This window comes from Cyclobacterium roseum (assembly GCF_010119225.1).
Taxonomy (GTDB): domain Bacteria; phylum Bacteroidota; class Bacteroidia; order Cytophagales; family Cyclobacteriaceae; genus Cyclobacterium; species Cyclobacterium roseum.
The window spans coordinates 1-5,601 of the sequence record NZ_WNKF01000034.1 but is presented as its reverse complement, the minus strand read 5'-3'; the positions used below and the strand labels follow the sequence as shown (position 1 = coordinate 5,601).

3 protein-coding genes are annotated in these 5,601 nt (G+C 53.0%); all 3 read left to right on the top strand.

Annotated elements, in window-relative coordinates:
- A partial coding sequence (locus tag GJQ68_RS22880; RefSeq protein WP_235941861.1) for a PSD1 and planctomycete cytochrome C domain-containing protein occupies positions 1-2,221 on the top strand: 2,221 nt, incomplete at its 5' end.
- A 1-nt stretch (position 2,222) separates the two neighbouring features.
- Positions 2,223-3,680, top strand: coding sequence for a DUF1501 domain-containing protein (locus GJQ68_RS22875; protein WP_162419587.1), 1,458 nt, complete (start codon positions 2,223-2,225; stop codon positions 3,678-3,680).
- Between the two features lie 29 nt (positions 3,681-3,709).
- On the top strand, positions 3,710-5,601 hold a 1,892-nt coding region (locus GJQ68_RS22870; protein ID WP_162419586.1), incomplete at its 3' end, for a c-type cytochrome domain-containing protein.

Below are 5,601 nucleotides of genomic sequence, written 5' to 3'. Positions count from 1 at the left end.
AGACCAGATCAGCTATAATTTCCATGTACGTCCGCTTCTTTCGGACAATTGTTATGCCTGTCATGGGCCCGATGAAAATAAGCGGGAAGCTGGCCTGCGACTGGACCTGGCGGAGAGTGCTTACGCTGCCTTGAAGGAAAACCCCGAAGCCCATGCCATTGTACCCGGCAAGCCCAATGCCTCGGAAGTCATCAAAAGACTGGAGACCAGCGACGAATCCGAAATGATGCCCCCTCCGGAGTCCAACCTGAAACTCACCGAAGAAGAGAAGGGAATCATCCGGAAATGGATTCGGCAGGGTGCCGCCTACGAACCGCACTGGGCCTTTGTTCCGCCGGTAAAAGCGGCACTCCCTGAGGTATCCAACACCGCCTGGGCAGCAAATCAAATCGATCACTTTGTACTCAACAGACTCGAGCAACGGGGACTTCAGCCCAATGAAAAAGCAGACAAAATGCACCTGCTCAAGCGCCTGAGCATTGACCTGACCGGTCTGCCCCCCAGCCTGGAGCTGATGCAGGCCTACCGGGACGATGAATCCCCCGAAGCCACCGACAAAATCATTGATCGGCTGATGGAAAGCCCCGCCTTTGGCGAGCGGATGGCCGTACTCTGGATGGATATCTCCCGTTATTCGGACAGCTATGGGTACCAGGATGATAACATCCGTACCCAATGGCCCTACCGTGACTGGGTCATCCATGCCTTTAATAATAACCTGCCCTACGATCAATTCATCACCTGGCAGCTGGCCGGAGACCTGCTTCCCAATGCCAGCAAGGAACAAATACTGGCCACCGCCTTTAACCGAAACCACAAGTACACCGAAGAAGGAGGGGTCATTCCCGAAGAATACCGGGTAGAATACAACGTAGACAAGACCAATACCTTCAGCAAAGCCATTCTGGGCATGACCGTGGAATGCGCGCAGTGCCACGACCACAAATACGATCCCATTTCCCAGGAAAACTACTTTCAGATGTATGCCTTTTTTAACAATACGCCTGAAAAAGGATACGAAGGCGACGTGAGCATCTCCAAACCCGCCAAAAACCCAATCATGTGGATTGAGCACGAAGACCTGGAAGGGGTGCTTGATTTTGTTAACCATAAGGACACCAGCAACATCATGGTCTCCGTAATGGCTGACTTCAAGGATAGCCTGCGAAATACCTACGTACTGGACAGAGGTGTCTACGACCAGCCGACTACCGAAGTCAGCGTATCGACTCCCGAAGCGATTCTGCCCTTTGATGAAAATAAGTATGAAACGAACAGGCTGGGTCTGGCTAAATGGACCTTTGCGGAAGAAAACCCCCTCACGGCAAGGGTGTTTGTAAACCTGATCTGGCAGGAGCTGTTTGGTGCCGGCATCGTGAGAACCGCCGGAGACTTCGGCATGCAGGGAGACCTGCCCACCCATCCCCAGCTGCTGGATTGGCTGGCAGTGGATTTCCGGGAGAGCGGCTGGGATATCAAGCACCTGATCAAAACCATTGTCAGCTCGGCTACCTACCAGCAGTCGGCAAAAGTAGATGACCGGAAAATGGAAAAAGACCCCGGTAATTTCTACCTGGCGCGAGCACCCCGAATCCGGATGAATGCCGAGCATATCCGGGACATGGTCCTGTTTAGCAGTGGACTAATGGTACAGGAACTAGGCGGGCCCAGCGTCAAACCCTACCAGCCGGAGGGCCTTTGGGAAGCTTCTACCTCCGGAAGGGGCGAATTGGCCGAGTACCGGCAGGATGAGGGCAACTCCCTTTACCGAAGAGGGTTGTATACCTTTATCAAGTTAACCTCCCCTCCGCCCAAACCCATCATCTTTGACGGAAGTAACAGGGATGTATGCGAAGTGACCCGAAACAGGACCAATACGCCGCTACAGGCACTGGCCATGCTGAACGATCCTCTGGTTCTGGAGGCATCCAGAGTAATGGCAGGAGAATTGGTTGGAGCAGGCAAATCGGCAGCGGCAGCCATAGAGGAAGCTTTTGCCCGGATCCTTTGCCGCCCTCCCGGAGAAGAAGAACTGCGGCTTTTAACAGAATATTACCAAGAGGAACTCAAGCGATTCCAGAAGCGACCTGAAAAAATACTGCATGCGGTCCGGGCCGGGGATTCCCCCCTGGGTCCGAACGCGGATAAACCCGAAACAGCCGCCCTCATGCAGGTAGTGGTGGCCATTTACAATGTGGAAGAAGCGATTACCAAAACCTGATATGGAAAAAGAACGATTAGAAAGCGGATTGAATGAAAACAGGAGGAAATTCCTGTCCAAAATGAGCCTTGGGTTGGGAAGCGTAGCGTTAGGCTCGCTTTTAATCCCCGACTTGTTTAATGGAAAATCCCAATTGGATACCGATAAATTGATGGCAAGCCTGCCTCACTTTGCTCCCAAGGCAAAACGGGTAATCTATTTGTTTCAAAATGGGGCTCCCAGTCAATTGGAATCCTTTGATTATAAACCCACCCTCAATGAACGAATCGGAGAAGAACTCCCCGATTCCATCCGCCAGGGGCAGCGCCTCACCGGCATGACGGCGGGACAATCCTCCTTCCCCCTGGTAGGTTCCTACCATGGGTTTAACCAATACGGGCAATCAGGTGCCTGGGTAAGCGATCTCTTTCCCTACACGGCTAAGATTGTCGACGAACTCTGCATCGTCAAATCCATGCATACCGAAGCCATCAATCACGATCCCGCGCTGACCTTTTTTCAAACCGGTGCTCAGGTAGGAAACCGGCCCAGCATGGGTGCCTGGCTGAGCTACGGCCTGGGAAGTGAAAACAACAACCTGCCCAGTTTTTGCGTGCTGCTGTCCAGGGGAAAAGGGAACGGCCAGGGCGTTTATTCCAAACTCTGGACCAATGGCTTTCTCAATTCCGTGCACCAGGGCGTGCAATTCTCCAGCGGAGATGATCCCGTACTTTACCTGAATGATCCCGAAGGGATGGACAAGGTAGACCGGAGACGCATGCTGGACAAAATCTCCGCACTGAACCAGATGAATTACCAATCCTTCGGTGACCCTGAAATCAGTGCCAAAATACAGCAGTACGAAATGGCCTACCGCATGCAAACTGCCGTACCGGAGGTGACCGATGTGACCAAAGAGCCCGACAGCATCGTCAAACTCTACGGCCCCGAATGCCTGGTGCCCGGCACTTATGCGGCCAACTGCCTGCTGGCAAGAAAGCTGTCCGAAAATGGCGTTCGCTTTGTCCAGCTTTACCATCAGGGATGGGATCAGCACGGCAACCTGCCCAATGAAATGGCAGGTCAGGCCCTGGATACCGATCAGGCATCCGCCGCCCTGATCACCGACCTGAAACAGCGCGGGCTGCTCGACGAAACCCTGGTCATCTGGGGTGGGGAGTTTGGCCGGACCAATTACTGCCAGGGAAGGTTTTCCGCTGAGAATTATGGCAGAGATCATCACCCACGGGCCTTCTCCATCTGGATGGCCGGCGGAGGCGTAAAACCAGGCATTACCTATGGGGAAACAGACGAGTTCGGATACAATATTGTCAAAGACCCGGTACATGTTCATGACTTCCACGCCACCATGCTTCACCTGCTGGGGATAGACCATGAACGACTGACCTTCAAACATCAGGGCAGAAGGTTCCGGCTCACCGATGTGGCCGGCAACCTGGTCAATGACATCATTGCCTGATCCATCACCTCCTATCTTGCTGTTCCTATATGCTATCCAATAAATTGAAGGCCATTCTGGGCCAGATCGTTTTTGCCGTCAATGTCTTTGTACTGTTTTTGGTAGTAGCCGAAAGCAGGGTGCTCATTCCCGATTGGCTTCATGTATTCGGCAGGCTGCACCCCTTGCTGCTGCACTTTCCCATTGTCCTGATCCTGCTCGCCCTGGCTCTCATCGGCATTCCTGACCTCTTGAAGAGCAAAGAAGACAGCCGCGTTTATGGCAGGGACCTCTTGCTGCTGGGAACGCTTACGGCGGGCTTTACCGTCATCGCCGGATTGCTGCTATCCCATGAGACCGGCTACGACCAAAGTGCCCTGACCTGGCATAAGTGGACCGGATTGGCCGTGTTCTGGGCTTCCTCCCTGCTATATAACTTCATCAGCCATCCCAACCAGTTGCTCATCAAATCCTCCACGGCCTTTCTGGCATTGGTGGTGGTGCTTTCCGGTCACCTGGGAGCCTCCATCACCCATGGGGAAGATTTTATTACCGGTCCCTTAAAAAACGACGAGCTGCTCGCCGTCAATCTGGAGGAAGCCGAAGTTTTTGCTCATGTGGTGTATCCCATCCTTGAAAACAAATGTGTCAGCTGCCACAAAGCCTCCAAACAAAAAGGGGAGTTGCGGATGGATCAGGCAGCACTCTTGCTCAAGGGAGGGGAATCCGGACCCGCTGTAGTACCCCATGACCTGGAAAACAGCCTGATGGCCCAGCGCATCAACCTCCCCCAGGAGGACGATGATCACATGCCACCGGAAGGCAAGCCTCAGCTTACCGCCGAAGAAAAATCCATCCTGGAAGCCTGGATTCATTCCGGAGCCCCGGTGGACGGAAAAGTACTGGAGCTATCCGATACCAGCAGCATCTATAGCCTGGCCGTGAATAAGTTTAATGCCAAACCGGCAAGCTATGAATTCGACGAAGCCGCTACCGAAACCGTGGAAAGCCTCAACAACTTTTACCGGAAAGTGCAGCCACTGGGGCTGGAGTCTCCGGCCCTATCGGTAAGCTATTTTGGCAGGGCCAGTTTTGACCCCGAATCATTAAAAGAACTGGAAGCCGTTCAGATTCAGACCGTCTCCCTTAATCTGAACAACATGCCTGTGGAAGACACCGACCTGGAATTCCTTTCCGGATTCACCCATCTGGAAAAACTCTACCTCAACTTTGCTTCCATCAATGGGGAAGGCCTGCAGCACCTGCAGGGCCTGGAAAAGCTGCAACTCCTATCCCTATCCGGTAATCCCCTGGAAGAGGGGGCGGTTGCGCAACTGTCCGAACTGAAAAACCTGAAAAAATTATTCGTCTGGAATACCGGGCTGTCCGAAGCATCCCTGGAGAAACTGGGCGAGGCACTTCCGGGCACCCAAATTGAGTCCGGAGGCAGTGTGAACGAAACGGTATTGATGCTCAATCCTCCGGTGATTCGCTTTGACAAGGCGTTTTTCAGGGATAAGCTCAGCGTCGAACTCACCCATCCCATTGGAGCCACCACGCTATTTTACACCCTGGATGGTACCGATCCGGACAGCAGCAATCACCTGGTTTACGAAAAGCCATTGGAAATCGATTCGGACAAAATCCTGAAGGCCCGGGCCTTTGCGGAGGGTTGGATCGGAAGTGAAGTCTCTGAGGCGGAATTTATTCAGTCAACGATCGCACCGGACAGCTACCAGATGAACTACCTGCCGGAGGATCGCCACAAGGGGGATGGACAGGAAAGCTTATTTGACAGGAAAAAAGCCATTCCCGATGGATGGAACCTCAACTGGCTGGGTTTTCTCAACAATCCGCTGGAGGTAGAAATGGATTTTAATACCCCTACAGACATTAACTCCATGGCCTTGTCTCTTTGGCAAAATGGCGGATCCCGGTTCTT

Coding starts and splice junctions, on each gene's coding strand:
- GJQ68_RS22875 (WP_162419587.1), top strand. CDS start 2,223: ATGGAAAAAGAACGATTAGAAAGCGGATTGAATGAAAACAGGAGGAAA.